Source organism: Polaromonas sp. (assembly GCF_012927455.1).
Classification (GTDB): domain Bacteria; phylum Pseudomonadota; class Gammaproteobacteria; order Burkholderiales; family Burkholderiaceae_C; genus Polaromonas.
The window spans coordinates 64,732-80,653 of the sequence record NZ_JABBPE010000017.1 but is presented as its reverse complement, the minus strand read 5'-3'; the positions used below and the strand labels follow the sequence as shown (position 1 = coordinate 80,653).

Sequence of the window (15,922 nt, the reverse complement as noted above, 5' to 3'; positions counted from 1 at the left end):
CCCCTCCACTAAAAGCGCAGTGCCGTGTTACGGCGTGATCTTCACGCCGAAGGTCACCGCAGCCGTCTGGCCGGGGGTTAGCGTGCCGATGTTGGCGCTGATCGTTCCCGTTGCATTGACGGCCGGACCGGTGACAGTACCCACAGTGGTGGTCGGCGCACTGCTCAGCGTTGTGAAGGCCGGCGTCGAGTCCGACACGACGACCGCGCTAGCATTGGCTGAGCCCAGGTTGGTCGCCGTGATCTGGTAAAGCACGCATTGCCCTGGCTTGGCGCTCAGGACGGCACCGCTATAAACCATGGCGGGGACAGGCCCGGCACAAGTGGCATCGAGCGACTGGTTTTTGGTCAGGCTCAAGTTGCCGGCGACTACCGTGGTGCTGTCAGTGGCTACAGCCACTGCCGGTACGCTAGAAACATAGCTGCCGTTGCTGGTGCTGACCGTGATCGTTGTCGCATTCACGGCACCTGGCACCGCACCGCTGGGAGCGGTCACCTTGTCAAACAAGGTGACGAAGGCGCCCGGGGCCAGGCCAGCTGCCAGAACCGCATTGAGACTGCTGGTGATCTGCGGGTCAGTCGCATCAAGCACGCCGTTGTTGTTCGCGTCGTAGTACAGCACTGAAGTCCAGCCGGGCTGGTTGTTGGCGGTTGACGCAGTGATGGCGCTGACAGGAATGACCAAGCCATTCGCCTCAAGCACGTTACCGGTGTTGGTCAGCGTGTGGGTATAGACAAACGAGCCACCAGGGTAGGTTTGACCGATGCCCGGTGGCGTAAGACTGATGGACCGCACCGCATTGACCGTCAAGGCATCGTGCAGGATGTCGGCAGCGCCCGAGGTAGACGACAGCACGCGGAAGTACAGGTCTGCGGTGCCTGCGACATAACCCGCCGGCACGCTGACCACTGCGCAGACGTTGACCGCATTGACTGCACCCGGCTGCACCGTACCGGTGTTGCTAATGGTGGCACCCGTGGTGGCACAGCTACCGCCGACAGCCGCCTTGAAGGTGACCGTCCAGCCGGCTGGCAGAGCCGCGCCACTAAAGTTGGCAGCAAGATTTGAAGCTAAGTCATAGCTGTCAGGCGTTGCGCCGGAGTTGTTGGCGACCAGCGTGAAAACGGTTGTGTTGCCGGGGTTCACCACGTTGGTGACGGCTACCGCGCCGGGGCCAGGACCAACGCCAGGACCGCCAACGATGTTATTGCTCAGATCAACAGAAGCGCCGGTGATGGCACTCAAGGTGTCCGTTGCCGTCGCAGTCTTGCTCGGATCAATCACCGAGGTCGCCGTCTTGCTCACACTGGAAGGCGTGGCGGTGGCGGGCGCATTCGGTGGCAACGTGGCTTTGAGGATCACGTTGTAGGTGGCGCCAGCGGCCAGCGGCCCCGTGTCAACAATGCCGTCGCTATTTGTATCGACCAGGGGCGTGACGCCATCGTTCTTGAACAACTGGAAGGTGGTTCCCAGCGGGAAGCTGCCAGCTGCCAACGTGATGTTGAAAGTATCGGTGCCATTTCCGGCATTGGTCACCAGGTTGGCGAAGCTCGCCGTAGAACCGGCTGCTGCTGAAGGCGTGGCCACCGGACCCGTGAAAGTGACCGCCGCGGTTTGCGTCACGGTGAAGGGAACCGTGTTGGACGATCCAGTCACCGTGGCAGCGCCATTGTTGTAGGACGTGGTCGCCGTGTTGTTCAAATTGCCCGGCGCGGTACCTGCTGCCACATTGACCTGAAAGCTGATGGTGCCCGACTGGCCAGCCGTGACTTGAGCCATCGTCGCCAGGACAATTTTGCTCCCTGGCGTGTACAAAGAGATCAACGTGTTGGGGGAAGTGCCGGAAGTGCCGCCCGCATCGCTTAGCGCCGTGGCGCCGGTCACGCTCCATTTGCCCGAGCCGGCGACGTAGGCCATGCCGCTCGGAATGACGTCGCTGATTGCGACGCTGGTAGCCGTGCTGTTGCCGGTATTGGTGTAGGTCAGGGTATAGGTGTAGGGACCGGAGCCTGGCGCTCCGCTTGAAGCGCTGACAGCCTTGGTCAAGGTGACAACCGCATTGACAGTCACGGTGGTGACGTCAGTATTGACGGCGGTTTTGCTGATGTCGGTCACGCTCGTTCCCGTCACGGTCACTATATTGGTTTGCCCTGCCGTCGCCGTGGCAGGCAGCGTGTCGACCACGATGAACTTGAAGGCCGAGCCTGCTGGCAGCAAACCGGTAGAGGTGAGAGCCGGGCCGGTAGGCTGACCACTGCCGTTGTCAGCAAATATCTGCACATTGGACATCGTGAAACCACCGGTATTGACAGTTGTGAGGCTGAAGGTGTCAGTCCCGTTGCCAGTGTTGGTCAGCGTGTGTGGGTAGTACGTCACGCTGCCCGCATTGGCGTTCTGGGCGCCGTTCGCGGTCAAAGTCAAGCTGGACACCTGCAGCACCGTGGTTTGCACCACGTTGGAAGTGACCGTGCGCACCACATTGGAACCGTCGGTGTAAGTCGCCGAAGCCTGGTTGCTGATGGACGTGCCCGCCGGTGGCGGTGCGGCATGCGCCGCAAAGCCGGTCAGAACCAGCATCAAAGCAGCTACAAATCCCACGATCCAGTGGGTGAAAAAGTGCGGCAGCCGCAAGGACTGGGGACTCGTGGGATTGGCGTACATGACGGGTATTTCTCCTGATTCAAAAAGATGAATTACGAACAAAAACGAATAGCAAAACCGGCCGGAACCTCACTTGTGATTCAGCGCGTCGGCTCTGAAAAAGGGACAGCCTCAGGGCTTGGCTGCAGTTGCCGCCGTCAGGGGCGCATCGATACGCACACGCAAACTGACGACGGCCATACTGTCAGGGGACAGCGTGCCGACTTCCCAGCGCACGGCGCGGTAGTCGGACAGCGGCACGGGTTCCTTGCGCTCGCTGCCGTCGGACTGTCTGACGGTACGAATCAAAGGCATGGGCGCGAAGCGCGTGCCGTCAGTGGAAGCCTGCGCCGGGGCAGGGTTGCTGCTGCCAGCGATAAAGCTGGTGCCGACGGGCACGGGGATGGTGGCCAGCAGTTTGTCCACTGCCACCGTGCCGCCATTGCGGTAGGTGCCGCTGTATTCGATGATCTCGCCTGGCTTGCCCTCGCCGGCAGGCTTGACGACCGCTTTGCCCTCCCCCATCTCGACGCGCTGGGCGACCAGTTTGGAGGTCACAGCGGTGCCTTGAGCGATGGCAGGTTGCCCCAAGCCCAAGCCCAGGCACACGGCAAAAATACAAAAATACAAATTTGGTTTCATGGGTCGCATCCAGTTGTCAATCGTTCGGGTTGGCCAATTAAATATACATTTAGTTACTTTAAGTGCAAGCACCACTTCTCTCAGCTCCACATGTCTCATCCTTGAAGAATGCGAGTTTATGTTACTTTATGCTACAACAATAAGTAAATTGTAAAAACAAGCTAAAAATTTGTACTACTTTCACTGCAATATTGGTTTTTTATTGGAAATTTTTAGCTCGATTTTCTTAACAAAAAAATGCACCTAGTGCGAGTTGTAACAATAATGCAGAAAATGAACATCAAGAAAACCACGAGTTTCATCGTGTAAAATACATTTAGATACACTTGACACGTGAGCAAATAAAGTTTTTATCGAAATACACCGTCCCGCCTGGTGCTGAGGCCCGGTTAGATGGTCAAGAAGTTGCACAGCGCCAGGCACCCCAGGATCGGCGGGTCTTTTGGCTTTGCGATTGCTGACCCGAACGGGAATTGCGCTTCGCGCAGTGGCAAAACCCGATAGCTAGCGCAGCCAACTCGCTATTAATTCAATAGCTTGATAAGCCTGTATTCATTGCGCAAGAGATAGAAACAGGCTTTTTATGCGGGCACTTTCACGCGGGAAGGGAAAGACCATCACCATGGGTCGCAGCGCGCTTGCCGGAAGGCGCTCAACGGGATTGCTGAACTCACTCAGGGTTCAGCTGGGATGCTGCACTGCTGGCCAGCCGACAGCGTTTGGCTCGCCGCCAGCGTTTCTTACTTCCGCCCGAACGTGTCCAGCGATGGCTGGTTCATTCTTGAAAGTCCAGCACTGCGTTGCGCAGGCCGGAGGTCGTGCGTATGCGTTTGTCCGGCTGGATATGGATTCCGTATATGTCGCGATTCTGAAAGTTCAGAGGAGCAGTAGCAGTGAAAATGTGATGGCTGCTCGGCTGTGGATGACCTCGGCGTAATCGGCGCTCGCAGGCCGCGTCAGGTTCGTCTTCGCCCACCCGAAGAAGCACCCGCCCTCGTCTTCGCCCATCAAGCTCAGTAATTTTTCCAGCGAAGCGACCTGCGGCGCCGGATCGTAACGATGCCATTTCAGCTCCGCTCGCTGCCGGTAGACATTCCAGAGCACGCGGGTCTTGACGTAAGTGGCCTTGGCCACCGGAAGTTCTAGTTTATTTTCCGGCTTGCCCAAACGCGGCCGAATCCCGAACAGCTCCTTGCTCTGCCCATTCATCCGGCCGCCGAGATGCAGCTGCGGCCGGATGTGCGGCGGCGGCCTATGATTTCGCAGGAACACATCCAATGCCTTCTGCGCTTTTTTTTCAAACTCACGCAAGTCCACGGAAAATCGTGTGTCGGTCCGCCCCTGAAAACCGGCGCGCCCGGTCGATGGTGGATGCGCAGCCTGCGCCCCGTTTCGGCGCACATTGAATCACGCCGTCACGAGAAATACCAACCTTTTCAATGGCAGGAAAGCCCTGCGATGCCAGCATGCGAGCGCTTCTGGCATTCCATGCGTTGGGCATCAGAAAGACTTTAGGGCCCGTGTGGAAGGTCGCGCAAGCGCAGGGCTTTGATTCTCTGCGTGTCCATCGCCATCAAGTAGTCGCCATTGCCAGCCCGCGAACCGCCCAGGCACGCGCCATCAGGTCAATCGAGCCATCGCTCGCCATGGGAAGCTTGCCGCGAATCCGCTCTCGCAGGGCAGCACGCCGCTCTTCGCTTAGCGACATCGCGTAGCCAGGCGCAGGACCCTGGCCACCGAGAAACGGCGCCCAGTAATCGTCGAAATCGCGAAATCTGGTCGTCACGTCGATGGCAAGAAGCTGCACCTCACCCAGGCCTGCCTTCGTGAACAGTTCAGCCAGAGGCCCGGGCTGGCAAAGCGGGAAGCGGCGGCCTTCGTCGAGCTCCAAGGCAGCGCTATCTAGTTCGACCGCCGCATCCCAGAAATAGCGCATCAGCTCCATTTTTCCGGCGTAGTCCCAGACGTAAGCGGCCAGCACGCCGTCAGGTCGCACTGCACGCGCCATTTCGCAGACAGCGTGCAAGGGATTTGGCACGAAATTGAGCATCAAACCAGTGACGGCCGCGTCAAACCGCGCGGACTCCACGGGCAGCGACTGCGCGTCAGCCGTGTCAAACGTGACGCGTGGATCGGTGATATGCGCCCGCGCATGCGCGACGAATCCCGCTGAAGCATCGATCCCCACGACTGAGCGCGGCCGGGTTTGCTGAACGATGACCTCCGTCAGCGCACCCGTTCCACATCCGACATCCAGCCAATCCAGGCAGGGCGGTGCCTGCAGCCAGGCCAGAAAATCCTTTGCCACCAGGCGACTCCAGCGCCCCACGTACGGTTCGTAGCGTTTGCCCGCGGCCCAGTTGTCCTTGCACCTTACGCTCATGCGGCCCCCAGATGAAGAGGCCACAGCGGGGCGAAAAGAAGCCTGGCGCACGTTGACGCACGGTTTTCTGAAGTCTCGCGGCCAGCCGCCCTGGCCTGTTGTTTGCCCCGTTGTTTTCATGCCTGACATCGTAGTCACCGCCCTGCCTGCTTGTCAATTTCACGCGTAGCTGGCCATATTCGCTCAAGGCAGCATGGGCGAAAGGGCGCAGCCGGCGTCTGTACAGACGATCTGCGCATCTCGCTGCAAGCGCGCAATCCAGGCTTCAATTTGCCTTTCCAGCGCGGCGCGGCGCACGGGCGTCAGGCTTCTGATGTACTGGGCGTCGTAAGCGAACCATTCGCCGCCATAGCGTTCCATCTCGGCAATCGCGTCTTCAATGCTGGCGCCATTAAAAACCCGGTAGGCCGCAACCATGACGCCGGTCCGGTTTTTTCCTGAGCGGCAGTGGACATAGATGGGTTTGGCTTGCGTGCGCGTGATCGCCAGGAAGTGCGCCACATGCACGTCGACCAGGCCGGGCGCAATCGCCACCAGCGGCTCCCAATCACGAACCCGAAAATAGTCAATTTCCCGCCGGCCGACAGGCGGCACCACCGCATTCTGAAACGCCGGCCGGTCGTCGTGCAGCCATTCAAGGTTGACGATCGTCTTCACGCCAAGCTCGATCAGTTTGGCGGCAGCAACGGCGTCCGGCTTGGCACCTCGCCACAAGGCCTGTGGCGTCACTACGCAAGAGTTCTGGACGGCTGGATCAAGCGGAGTCTCGCATGCGGGGCGCCCGTCCTGGTTGGGCGTTGCAGCGCAGCCAAGCAGCAAGACGCAACAGAAAGCCGTAGTCGCCCAGCTTGCCTGAGAGGATAGGGATAGCGTGCGCATCTTCATCTCCTGCTAAAGCCTGACGAGGCTGTATCCAACCCCGAACTGACACATCAAGCATCCGACCTTTTTCAGTCCTGTCTGGTCTGCCTGCGCCGGCGAAAAAGCAGCGCCAGCAGAGCACAGCCTAGCGCAAGAAAACCCAGTGTGCCAGTGATGTTTTTTGCAAGGGTGACAACGCCGGCGGCGGCCGCCGCCAGTGGCAGATGACCAGGGTAGTTGTGAAGCAGTGACAGCAGCAAGGCATCTTCGGTGTAGTCAAGGGCCATGTTGGCCAGCGGCAGCAAGCCGAGGTATTTCCAGTAAGCACCGGAGAAATTGAGCCGGCGAAACAGCAGCGTGATCGACACACCCAGCAAGCCGCCCAAGAGCGCAGGATAGATGAGGTCGCCCATCAAAATTTTGAAGTAGACCGCCCTACCCTGCGCTTCAAACAGGGCAAGCCGCTGGTAGGCCTGCTCCGCGGTATAAAACAGTTCAACATCCAGAATGCTCGTTCCCTGGGCATACGGTTTGATTCTGCTCAGCCCGAAAGGCACGTCGGCAAAGAAGAAAACGGGCATATAGAAGCCGTAGGCCACGAGCAGCCACAAAAGGCTTTTCCGGCTGGAAAATTGCTGCAGCAGATGATTCAGTTTTTTCAGCACATTCAGGCTCTTTGGTACGGCGTTGCTGACAGGAAACCGGTTGCCCATCGTTTGAGTTGAGCACAGGAGTGCACAAGCTTAATGCTCAGTGCCCTCATAAATCCACATGGCCTGGGTCTGGCCCGCGCGAACGAAACCCAGGGCTTCGTAGAAGCCGACGGCCTTGCCATCGGCGCTCAGCATTTGCTGGTGAAAGCCAGCGTACCTTTCGAGCAGGGCAGCCATTATTTTTTTTCCGACGCCCTGGTTTTGAAACGTGGGGTGCACGAGCAGGTGAGGAAAGTACACAACCAGATGCCCGTCGGAAATGGCGTTGCCAATGCCAATCAATTTCCCCGCACTGCGGACCGTGACCAGGCTGTGCGAGTTGCGCAGGGCTGCCAACAGTTCGTCGGGCTTTTCGGCGGATGACCACTGGTTGGCTTTGTAGAGATCAACCACTTCCTCAATATTGATCGCGTCACTCAGGGATATTTCGATGGGCATGTCCGCTTCTTTTCGATCGTGGCTAAACCAGTGGCGCCAACCGGCCTGCGCGGTTTTATTACGCAGGTCCGGTTGAGCGCAGGCGGCTTGGAAGACCGCTTCAAATAAATCTCAACGCGGGGAGCCGAAACGGAAACCCTTGCTCTGCATGCAATCGGCAATGAGATCCTTCTGCTTGTCGTCGGCAATCTTGTTCAGTCCGACTTGGTATTTGCATTCTGAAAGAGCATTGGTTGCGCCGTCTGGCGCTACGCCGTCCTTGCTCCAGGAAGATCGATTAAAAGCGCAACCTGCCGAGACGGTGAGCAGTGCAACAGCGAGAACGGAAATGAACTTGTGGGACATAAAAACTCCTGGGAGATGTGGATAAAGGCAATCGCTGACAACGAATGCATGCCGAAAAACCAGGGGTTTGATCCGGCGGCTGCGGTTTGATCCAGAGCATGGAATGCTCCAGAAACTGGTTGCCTGCAGGCCTTTCGGTATTTGCAATCCACCGCTGCTGGACCAGGTCCGCGCGCGTAAGCGCTCCTTGCACTATAGCCCTGCCACCGAGCAGCACTGTCTGCAAAAGCCTGGCTTTCTATTCGCTCGCCGGGTTGAGGCCTGCGCAGCAGGCATAACCCATTGCGACGCGCGCCACTTCAGGCCTGGACCAGGGTCGTCACCCGCCGTCGCGTGCGCTCGCGCAGCGAGCATTCGCGCAAAGTGTCGGCCAGCGACTCCAGATTCGGGATGCCAAGAACCATGACTGTTGGAAAGCTGGTGTCTGATGAGCGCAGGTGGAGCACGCATTGACTGACCAGCCGCATGCCCAGCGGCTTGTGCAGGTCGAAGTGGTCAATGCGAAACAACTCGACATTTTCTTTCGCCTTCGAGAAGATGCCGCGTTCCACCCGGACGCGCTGCGTGGTGATCTCGTAGTTTGTCGCGAGGCTGCGGATCCAGTAGAAGACGTAGGCAATGCCTAGCGTGAAAATGACAGCTACCCATTGCCCAAAACTGTAGATGACCACTGGATGGCCGGCGAACAGGGTTTTCTCGATCTCGGCCTCTTTCGCGGCCGCGTAAGCGGACAGATCGGTATTGCAGAACCGGCACTTGATCGCCGCCGACCTGATGTTTTCGCCACATACCGGACATGCTTTTGTTTCATCACTCATCTGTGTTTGCGCCTTACTCTGATCGGGTTGCTTGATTGGATGCATGGCAAGCATAACTAGGACGACATACAGCAGGCGCCGGCTGAACGCCAAGCACCCGAACACGCTATGAATTCAATAGCTGCTTACGCCCGTATTCATTGGACTATAGGCTCAAATCACATCAAACAACGGACAAAACTGTGCTTTACCGCATGCCAGGCGCTGCTAGCGGCCGCAGCAGACTGGCGAGCAGCAGCAGATGAGCGCAGCGTCCGCGCAGGCTCGGCAGGCTGCGAACGATGGAGGAAAGAAAAGCAGCCCGATCCAGAGTGTTGCTGTGCTCGATGCCGCTTTTGCGCAAGGGCTGGGCACGGGAGAAATTGCCGTGCTGTCTTACGCGGCAGAGCGTGCGCTGCTGGCCTTGATCGACGAGCGCCGCGCCCGAGCCATCGCCCTGCGCCTGCGTGTACCCGTCATCGGCAGCGGCGCACTGCGCGCGCAACTCAAGCGTCATGGTCTGATCAACAGCGTCCAAGCTGTTTTTGATGCCTGGAAACTGTACGGCTACTTTGTATCGCAGGCGGTACAAAACGACATTCTGCTGCGCTCCGGCGAGGGATAGACCAGCCCAAAAAATTCAATATGGAAAGCTCATTGACTTCTGGAGTGCAACCGTGACGCTACAGTTTTAATAGCTGCTGACGCACTTACCACATGGGCTACAGGCCAAAATGACCTGGGAAGCGGGCAATAGCCTGCTTTACCGCGTCTGGCAAGCACGCCGGCAAATTTTGGAGGGTCCACTTTCAACATTTGTGCTTACACGGTTTTATGCAATTTGGCAGACCCGACCCCAAACTTTCCTCGATCTCAGGATCAGCTATGCGACAAGGCGGCGCCAAGCCAACCTACTTTTGAAGGCCCGGACGCGACTTCTACACCAGCTCACTTCACCGCATCGCGCAGCCGCGCAAACACCTGCCAGAACGCCGCCTCCTGCGTCGTCGCGAAGTTGATGCGCATCAGGGTGCTGGGCTGGCGCGCTGCGTGAAACAGCGCGCCGGGCGCCAGCAGATAGCCTTCGTCGAGCATGCGCTGCGCCAGGGCGTCGGTGTCCACGCCGGTCTCGACCCAACCAAACAACCCGGCCGGCTCGGCGGCAAAGCTGCAGCCGTGTGCCAGTGCCAGCTTGACGCTGCGCCCGCGCGCCAGATCGAGCCGGGTGCGTATGCGCTCGGCATGGCGACGCAGCTGGCCTTGGTCTATGCACCAGGCCAGCGCTTTTTCAAGCAGGGCGGGCGTAGTCAGGGTGGCGAGCAGTTTGGTGTCCAACAGGCGTTCGACCAGATCGGGCGGCGCGGCCAGAAAACCAACGCGCCAGCCGGGCGCCAGGATTTTGGCAAAACCGCTGACATAGATCGTGCGCTGCAGGCCGTCGAGCGCGCACAGCCGCGTGGCGTGCTCGGGTGCGAGGTGACTGTAGGTGTCGTCTTCAACGATGTGAAAGTTGTGCTGATTGGCCAGCTGCAGCACGCGGTGCGCGCTGCCGGGCGTGAGGCAGTAACCGGTCGGGTTGTGAAACACGCTGACGCTGACAAACAGCTTGGGCTGGTGCGCTTCGCAGTAGCGCGCCATCACTTCCAGGTCGGGCCCGGAGGCAGAGCGCGGCACGGGCAGGATGCGCATGCCGAGCGCTTCAAGCCGGGCAAATTCAATAGCCCAGCCGGGTTCTTCGACCATCACGCAGTCGCCGACGCGCAGCAAGGTGCGGCTGACGATATCCAGCGCGTGGGTGGCGCCTACGCTGGTGATGATCTGTTCGGGCTGCGCGTGCACATGGAGGCTGGCAAGTTTTTTGGACAGCGAACGGCGCAGCCCGCTGTCGCCGGCCGGCTCGCCGTACCGCAGCGAATACTCAAGCAGCGCGCGCGTGCTGGTGACGCGGCGCACCGCTGCGGGCATGAAGCTGGTGTGCAGCCACTCCGGCGGAAACACGCCCATGCCGGGTTGCGGCTTGTCACTGCTGCCGTGAAACATGCCGCGGATCAGCGCCGTCGCATTGACCGGCTTGTGGCCCGGCTCGGCGCTGCCGCGCTGGCTGCCATCTGCTACTAAATAAATAGCTGCTTGCGCCCGTGGATATTGGGCTTGAGGCCTATTTGTCACTGAAAACTCGCGCACGAAGAAGCCCCGGTTCTTGCGCGCCTCAAGCAGCCCCTGCGCCAGCAACTGGTCATAGGCGGCGACCACTGTCGACGCGCTGACGCCTTGCTGCTGCGCGCACTGCCGCACCGAAGGCAGGCGCGCGCCGGGGGCCAGCAGCCGGTCGCGGATGCGCTCGGCAAAAAGCGCGCAGAGCTGCTCGGTCAGGGATTGCGAAGCGGTTTTCATCAACATGGCGCTACCTTGGGTCAGATTGGATGAACTTGGGTCAACTTCGCTCGCCTTAGGTCAGGTGGCCGCACGCTGTGTGCTGCCAAAGTTAACAATACAGTTTGCAAATTTGTACCCTGGTCTGTATTGGTGCTGTACTGCTTTCAACTATAAAGTCATCCACCATGAACTGGCAAGAATTTACTGCGCTGCTGATCTTGACCCTGGCGATGAGCTTCTCGCCCGGGCCCAACACCACGCTGGCAACAGCACTGGCGGCCAACCACGGCATCCGGCGCACCTTGCCTTTCATTTGCGCCGTGCCGGTCGGCTGGGCAGCGCTGCTGGCAGTCTGCACCTTGGGCATTGGCGCGCTGGTGCTGGCCGTGCCGCTATTGGCCTGGGCCGTCAAGCTAGTCGGCCTGGCTTATCTGCTTTGGCTGGCCTGGAAGATTGCCCGGTCGCACCAGCTCAGGGCCGCTGTGGCGCCGCTGCAAGTCACCTTCTGGCAAGGCGCCGCGCTGCAGTTTGTCAACATCAAGGCATGGATGCTGGCACTAGCCATCGTCAGCGGCTGGATCGCGGGACGCGCTAATCCGGGCCTGCGCTTTGCCGTGGTGCTGGGCGTCATGCTGGTCTTTGCCTTTTCCAGCAACCTGAGCTATGCGCTGGCCGGCTCGCTGCTGCGCGACTGGCTGGCGGGTCCGGCGGGCAGCGGCCGACGACTGATGTGGTTTAACCGCGCCATGGCCGCCGTGCTGGTGGCGACTGCCTTCTGGATGCTCTTTGTATGAAGCCGAACCGCCAAATCACCAAAGGCCTGTGGCTGGGCTTGTTGGGCATCGTGATTTTTGCTGCGACGCTGCCCATGACGCGGCTGGCCGTGGGCACACCCGACGCGCCGCAGATGGCAGGCATCTTTGTGGCGATGGGCCGGGCCGTGGTGGCGGCGGCCTTGTCTGCCGGGTTTTTGCTCGCCACGCGCGCGCCGCTGCCGCAGCGCCACGACTGGTGGCCGCTGGCCATTACCGCGGGCGGCGTGGTGTTTGGCTTTCCGCTGTTCACTTCGGTCGCCATGCGGTATGTGGAGGCGGTGCACGCCAGCGTCATCGTCGGCATCTTGCCGCTGGCAACTGCCGCCGTAGGCGCGCTGCTGCACCGCCAGCGCCCGTCCGCCGGCTTCTGGGGGTGCGCCGCGCTGGGCAGCGCGCTGGTGGTGGCGTTTGCCCTGCTGCGTTCGGGCAGCGCCGGCCTGTCGATAAATGCTGCCGACGCGCTACTGCTGGCCGCCATGCTGTGCGCCGCTGTTGGCTACGGCTACGGCGCACGACTGTCGCAGCATATGCGCGCCGAGCATGTGATCTGCTGGGCGCTGCTGATGGCGTTGCCCTTGAGCCTGCCGCTGGCCGTCATCAGCTGGCCGGCCGCGCCGCTCAAGGCCGGCGCTTGGTGGGGCTTTGCCTATGTGGCGGTGTTTTCGATGTGGCTGGGCTTTTTTGCCTGGTACCGCGGCCTGGCATTGGGCGGCACGGTGCGCGTCAGCCAGGTGCAGCTGGTGCAGCCGTTTTTGTCCATGCTGTTTGCGCTGCCGCTGCTGGGCGAAAAGCTGGACGCGCTGAGCCTGGGCTTTGCACTGGCGGTAATTGCCACGGTGTTTATCGGCAAGAAAATGCCGGTCCATGCGCTGGCGGTGCGCAAGGCCGTGTGAATATCGGGAACAATGGCAAAAGCCAGGGCTGCTGCGCATCGGCAGCGCAGAGCGCGAGACGATTAATAGTCGACTGAAACAGTGAAACAGACAAAGGGGAAAGCACTATGAATTGGCAAATGGCCGCACGCGCCCAAAAAATGAACCCCTCGGTGATCCGCGAGATCCTGAAGGTCACTGAAAAGCCCGGCATCATCAGCTTTGCCGGTGGCCTGCCCTCGCCCAAGACCTTTCCGATTGCCGCGTTTGCCGAGGCTTGCGCCAAGGTGCTGCGCGAAGACGGCCAGGCCGCGCTGCAGTACGCCGCCAGCGAAGGCTTTGCGCCGCTACGCGAGATGGTGGCGGACATGTTGCCGTGGCAGGTAGACCCGGCCCAGGTGCTGATCACCACCGGCTCGCAGCAGGGGCTGGACCTGGTCGCCAAAATCCTGATTGACGCGGGCAGCCGCGTTCTGGTGGAAACCCCGACCTACTTGGGCGCGCTACAGGCCTTCACGCCGATGGAGCCCGACATCATCAGCGTGGCCTGCGATGACGAGGGCGCAGACCTGGCCGACCTGACGGGCAAAGCCAGCGGCGCCAGGTTTTTTTACGTGCTACCAAATTTCCAGAACCCGACCGGCCGCACCATGAGCGAGGCGCGCCGCGCTGCGCTCAGCGACCAGGCCGCGTGCCTGGGCCTGCCCATCGTTGAAGACAACCCCTATGGCGATCTGTGGTTTGACACGCCGCCGCCATTGCCCCTGACTGCGCGCAACCCGGATGGCTGTGTCTATCTGGGCTCGTTCTCCAAGGTGCTGGCGCCCGGGCTGCGGTTGGGTTTTCTGGTGGCGCCCAAAGCGCTGTACCCCAAGCTGCTGCAGGCCAAGCAGGCGGCCGACCTGCACAGCCCGGGCTTTAACCAGCGCATGGTGGCCGAGGTGATGAAGGACGGCTTTCTGGCGCACCATGTACCGACCATACGCGCGCTCTACAAGTCGCAGCGTGACGCCATGCTGGTAGCGCTGGCGCGCGAAATGCCCGAAGACGTGCACTGGAACAAGCCGGCCGGCGGCATGTTTTTGTGGGCGCGTTTACCGGAAGGGATGCGCGCGGTCGAACTGCTGCCCAGGGCGGTTGAGAAGAATGTTGCGTTTGTTCCAGGCGCCGCTTTTTACGCCGACCAGGCCGACGAACGCAGCCTGCGCCTGTCGTTTGTGACGGCCAGCGTGCAGCAGATCAATACCGGCGTGGCGGCGCTGGCAGCGGCGATTCGGGAAAGTCGGCCAAGCCGGGCCAGCCCGGCGCAGGAACAGGACGAACGCAATGCAGCCACCGTGGGGGCCAAATAGATGTTAAAAATTTGGGGGCGCATGAGCTCCATCAATGTTAAAAAAGTGGTGTGGACGGCGCAGGAGCTCGGGCTGGACTTTCAGCGCACCGAGGCCGGCGGCCTGTTTGGTGTGGTCAAGACGCCTGAGTACATGCGGCTCAACCCCAACTCGCTGGTGCCGGTGATCGAGGACGAGGACTTCGTGCTGTGGGAGTCCAACGTCATCGTGCGCTACCTGTGCGCCAGGCATTCGAGCAGCGAGTTTTACCCCACCGAATTGCGTGAGCGTTTTAGCGCCGAGCGCTGGATGGACTGGCAGCAGACCACGCTGAACCCGGCCAGCCGCCCCGGCTTCTGGCAGCTGATACGCACGCCGCCCGATCAGCGCAATGCCCAGCTGATTGCCGATTCGAACGCGGCAGTCGAAGCGCTGATGGCGACGCTGGACGCGCACCTGGCGCGCCACGCCTTCATGGGCGGCGAGCGTTTTTCGATGGCCGACATTCCGGTGGCCTGCGAGGTGCACCGCTGGTTCGGCCTGCCGCAGCAGCGCCAGAGCCGGCGCAACATCGAGCGCTGGTACGAAAGCCTGTGCGCCCGGCAAGCCAGCAAGGGCGTGCTCGATCTGGCGCTGATCTGACATTTTTTATTAAGGACGCCGTGACGATGAAGCTCAGATCTTTCAAGCAGGTTGACGTGTTCACCGCTACGCCCTACTTCGGCAACCCGCTGGCCGTGGTGCTGGACGGCGGCGGCCTTGATGACGAAACCATGCAGCGTTTTGCGCGCTGGACCAACCTGTCGGAAACCACGTTTTTGCTGCCACCTGCCGATCCCTCGGCCGACTACCGCGTGCGCATCTTCACGCCTGGCGGCGAACTTCCTTTTGCCGGTCACCCGACGCTGGGCAGCTGCCACAGCTGGTTGCAGGCCGGCGGCCAGCCGCAGGCCAAAGACTTTATCGTGCAGGAGTGCCAGCAGGGCCTGGTCAAAATTCGGCGCGAGCCGCCCTACCTTGAAGGACAGCGGCTGGCGTTTGCCGCCCCGCCGCTCAAGCGCTCGGCGCCCAGCCCGGTACTGCTGGCCCAAGTCGCTGCGGCCCTCGGACTGACGGAACAAGCCCCCACGTTCGGCACTGCGAGTGCCTCCAACGGTGCGCTGCCCCATTTACAAGAAGAAAGGGCTAATTTTTCTGAGGGCGGTCCGTCGGAAAAATATCCGCAAATCATCGCCGCACAGTTGCTTGACAACGGCCCGGTCTGGTTCACGTTGCTGCTCGACAGCCCGGAGACCGTACTGCAACTGATGCCCGACCATCTGCAGCTCAAAAAACTTGACGTCAAAGTTGGCGTGGCGGCAGCCTACCCGCGTGAGGAGGCGCCGCCGCTCATAGGCCGCGCAAACCGCGAAGCACGCGCTTTTGACACGCGCAGCCCGACTGCTGCGGCAGCCGACGAAACGCCTGATTTTGAAGTGCGCGCCTTCGTGTCGTCCGTCGGCGTCAACGAAGACCCGGTGACCGGCAGCCTCAACGCCGCTCTGGCCCAGTGGCTGATGGCTGAAGGCCACGCGCCCGAGCGCTATCTGGCCTCGCAAGGTGTTTGCCTGGGCCGTGCGGGGCAAGTGCACATAGAGCGCGACGCTGCCGGCCAGGTCTGGGTAGGCGGCGAATCGGTGACCTGCATCGACGGCCAACTGGCGCTATAA

At 60.7% G+C, this 15,922-nt stretch carries 16 protein-coding genes; 6 read left to right on the top strand and 10 right to left on the bottom strand.

The annotated features are described in order from the left end of the window. Positions 1 to 27 precede the first annotated feature (27 nt). From HHJ18_RS18310 to HHJ18_RS18270, 9 genes are all read right to left on the bottom strand, one after another. Positions 28 to 2,661, bottom strand: coding sequence for a hypothetical protein (locus tag HHJ18_RS18310; protein ID WP_296917537.1), 2,634 nt, complete (start codon positions 2,659 to 2,661; stop codon positions 28 to 30). A 111-nt stretch (positions 2,662 to 2,772) separates the two neighbouring features. After that, positions 2,773 to 3,282 (bottom strand): hypothetical protein, encoded by a 510-nt coding sequence (locus HHJ18_RS18305; protein ID WP_296917535.1) that lies wholly within the window; start codon positions 3,280 to 3,282, stop codon positions 2,773 to 2,775. Positions 3,283 to 4,158: 876 nt separating this feature from the next. Continuing rightward, on the bottom strand, positions 4,159 to 4,599 hold the full coding sequence (locus tag HHJ18_RS18300; RefSeq protein ID WP_296917534.1) for a DUF3024 domain-containing protein: 441 nt from the start codon (positions 4,597 to 4,599) through the stop codon (positions 4,159 to 4,161). 256 nt (positions 4,600 to 4,855) lie between these two features. After that, positions 4,856 to 5,665 (bottom strand): class I SAM-dependent methyltransferase, encoded by an 810-nt coding sequence (locus HHJ18_RS18295; protein ID WP_296917532.1) that lies wholly within the window; start codon positions 5,663 to 5,665, stop codon positions 4,856 to 4,858. Between the two features lie 183 nt (positions 5,666 to 5,848). Beyond that, the gene (locus tag HHJ18_RS18290) at positions 5,849 to 6,544 is read right to left on the bottom strand and encodes a tyrosine-protein phosphatase (RefSeq protein ID WP_296917531.1); all 696 of its coding nucleotides are present in this window, start codon (positions 6,542 to 6,544) and stop codon (positions 5,849 to 5,851) included. 71 nt (positions 6,545 to 6,615) lie between these two features. After that, complete coding sequence (locus HHJ18_RS18285; protein ID WP_296917529.1) at positions 6,616 to 7,191, bottom strand: hypothetical protein; 576 nt, start codon at positions 7,189 to 7,191, stop codon at positions 6,616 to 6,618. Positions 7,192 to 7,269: 78 nt separating this feature from the next. Next, on the bottom strand, positions 7,270 to 7,677 hold the full coding sequence (locus tag HHJ18_RS18280) for a GNAT family N-acetyltransferase (RefSeq protein WP_296917527.1): 408 nt from the start codon (positions 7,675 to 7,677) through the stop codon (positions 7,270 to 7,272). A 111-nt stretch (positions 7,678 to 7,788) separates the two neighbouring features. Then, on the bottom strand, positions 7,789 to 8,022 hold the full coding sequence (locus HHJ18_RS18275; protein ID WP_296917525.1) for a hypothetical protein: 234 nt from the start codon (positions 8,020 to 8,022) through the stop codon (positions 7,789 to 7,791). 299 nt (positions 8,023 to 8,321) lie between these two features. Further along, a complete protein-coding gene (locus HHJ18_RS18270; protein WP_296917523.1) occupies positions 8,322 to 8,840 on the bottom strand; it encodes a PH domain-containing protein in 519 nt (172 codons plus the stop codon). A gap of 241 nt (positions 8,841 to 9,081) precedes the next feature. Between HHJ18_RS18270 and HHJ18_RS18265 the strand changes: the two genes are divergently transcribed. After that, positions 9,082 to 9,444, top strand: coding sequence for a hypothetical protein (locus tag HHJ18_RS18265; protein ID WP_296917521.1), 363 nt, complete (start codon positions 9,082 to 9,084; stop codon positions 9,442 to 9,444). 323 nt (positions 9,445 to 9,767) lie between these two features. On the opposite strand, the gene HHJ18_RS18260 is transcribed toward HHJ18_RS18265, so the two are convergent. Beyond that, entirely contained in the window at positions 9,768 to 11,219 is a 1,452-nt protein-coding gene (locus tag HHJ18_RS18260; RefSeq protein ID WP_296917520.1) for a PLP-dependent aminotransferase family protein, read from the bottom strand. A 161-nt stretch (positions 11,220 to 11,380) separates the two neighbouring features. Between HHJ18_RS18260 and HHJ18_RS18255 the strand changes: the two genes are divergently transcribed. The 5 genes from HHJ18_RS18255 (at position 11,381) to HHJ18_RS18235 (ending at position 15,922) form a co-directional block, all read left to right on the top strand. Further along, positions 11,381 to 11,989, top strand: coding sequence for a LysE family translocator (locus tag HHJ18_RS18255; RefSeq protein ID WP_296917518.1), 609 nt, complete (start codon positions 11,381 to 11,383; stop codon positions 11,987 to 11,989). Continuing rightward, positions 11,986 to 12,903, top strand: a complete 918-nt coding sequence (locus tag HHJ18_RS18250; RefSeq protein ID WP_296917516.1) for a DMT family transporter — start codon at positions 11,986 to 11,988, stop codon at positions 12,901 to 12,903. The genes HHJ18_RS18255 and HHJ18_RS18250 overlap by 4 nt, the downstream gene beginning before the upstream one ends. A 107-nt stretch (positions 12,904 to 13,010) precedes the next feature. Beyond that, positions 13,011 to 14,234 carry a PLP-dependent aminotransferase family protein gene (locus tag HHJ18_RS18245; protein ID WP_296917514.1) on the top strand — a complete coding sequence of 408 codons (1,224 nt, stop codon included), beginning with the start codon at positions 13,011 to 13,013 and terminating at the stop codon, positions 14,232 to 14,234. Then, positions 14,235 to 14,855, top strand: a complete 621-nt coding sequence (locus tag HHJ18_RS18240) for a glutathione S-transferase (RefSeq protein ID WP_296917512.1) — start codon at positions 14,235 to 14,237, stop codon at positions 14,853 to 14,855. 26 nt (positions 14,856 to 14,881) lie between these two features. Beyond that, positions 14,882 to 15,922 (top strand): PhzF family phenazine biosynthesis protein, encoded by a 1,041-nt coding sequence (locus HHJ18_RS18235; protein WP_296917511.1) that lies wholly within the window; start codon positions 14,882 to 14,884, stop codon positions 15,920 to 15,922.

What these genes read in the sequence shown, in the direction of transcription:
- HHJ18_RS18310 (WP_296917537.1), bottom strand. Translation starts at nt 2,661, where the DNA reads ATGTACGCCAATCCCACGAGTCCCCAGTCCTTGCGGCTGCCGCACTTT.
- HHJ18_RS18305 (WP_296917535.1), bottom strand. Translation starts at nt 3,282, where the DNA reads ATGAAACCAAATTTGTATTTTTGTATTTTTGCCGTGTGCCTGGGCTTG.
- HHJ18_RS18295 (WP_296917532.1), bottom strand. Translation starts at nt 5,665, where the DNA reads ATGAGCGTAAGGTGCAAGGACAACTGGGCCGCGGGCAAACGCTACGAA.
- HHJ18_RS18290 (WP_296917531.1), bottom strand. Translation starts at nt 6,544, where the DNA reads ATGCGCACGCTATCCCTATCCTCTCAGGCAAGCTGGGCGACTACGGCT.
- HHJ18_RS18280 (WP_296917527.1), bottom strand. Translation starts at nt 7,677, where the DNA reads ATGCCCATCGAAATATCCCTGAGTGACGCGATCAATATTGAGGAAGTG.
- HHJ18_RS18275 (WP_296917525.1), bottom strand. Translation starts at nt 8,022, where the DNA reads ATGTCCCACAAGTTCATTTCCGTTCTCGCTGTTGCACTGCTCACCGTC.
- HHJ18_RS18270 (WP_296917523.1), bottom strand. Translation starts at nt 8,840, where the DNA reads ATGAGTGATGAAACAAAAGCATGTCCGGTATGTGGCGAAAACATCAGG.
- HHJ18_RS18265 (WP_296917521.1), top strand. Translation starts at nt 9,082, where the DNA reads ATGAGCGCAGCGTCCGCGCAGGCTCGGCAGGCTGCGAACGATGGAGGA.
- HHJ18_RS18260 (WP_296917520.1), bottom strand. Translation starts at nt 11,219, where the DNA reads ATGTTGATGAAAACCGCTTCGCAATCCCTGACCGAGCAGCTCTGCGCG.
- HHJ18_RS18255 (WP_296917518.1), top strand. Translation starts at nt 11,381, where the DNA reads ATGAACTGGCAAGAATTTACTGCGCTGCTGATCTTGACCCTGGCGATG.
- HHJ18_RS18250 (WP_296917516.1), top strand. Translation starts at nt 11,986, where the DNA reads ATGAAGCCGAACCGCCAAATCACCAAAGGCCTGTGGCTGGGCTTGTTG.
- HHJ18_RS18245 (WP_296917514.1), top strand. Translation starts at nt 13,011, where the DNA reads ATGAATTGGCAAATGGCCGCACGCGCCCAAAAAATGAACCCCTCGGTG.
- HHJ18_RS18240 (WP_296917512.1), top strand. Translation starts at nt 14,235, where the DNA reads ATGTTAAAAATTTGGGGGCGCATGAGCTCCATCAATGTTAAAAAAGTG.
- HHJ18_RS18235 (WP_296917511.1), top strand. Translation starts at nt 14,882, where the DNA reads ATGAAGCTCAGATCTTTCAAGCAGGTTGACGTGTTCACCGCTACGCCC.